At 52.5% G+C, this 282-nt stretch carries 1 protein-coding gene; it reads right to left on the bottom strand.

The window, feature by feature from the left end:
- Positions 1 to 282, bottom strand: a 282-nt coding sequence (gene tnpB / locus J3482_RS22325; RefSeq protein ID WP_206923123.1) for an IS66 family insertion sequence element accessory protein TnpB, incomplete at both ends; no start/stop codon positions are given.

The raw sequence follows: 282 nt of genomic DNA, 5'->3' as shown, positions 1-282 counted from the left end.
CCAGTTCAGTTCTCGCCGGCTAATGACGACCGTTCTGTCCCTGGACGCTTGTGGCCATTGAAACCGACCTTGCTCCAAACGTCTGTAATGGAGCCAAAAACCGTTATGCTGCCACTGTAGGATTTTGAGTTTGTCTCGCTGGCGATTGCAAAATACAAACAGGCAGGGAGAAAATACGTCCAACTGAAAGGACTCCTGAACGAGCGCCGCGAGCGTGTCGATGGATTTGCGCATATCGGTGAACCCGCACGCCAGGTAGACGCGTTGTTCCGTGATGATTTC

Source organism: Alicyclobacillus suci, assembly GCF_017329615.1.
Taxonomy (GTDB): domain Bacteria; phylum Bacillota; class Bacilli; order Alicyclobacillales; family Alicyclobacillaceae; genus Alicyclobacillus; species Alicyclobacillus suci.
Note: the sequence above shows the minus strand (reverse complement) of the source record. Positions and strands in the feature narration are given on the sequence as shown.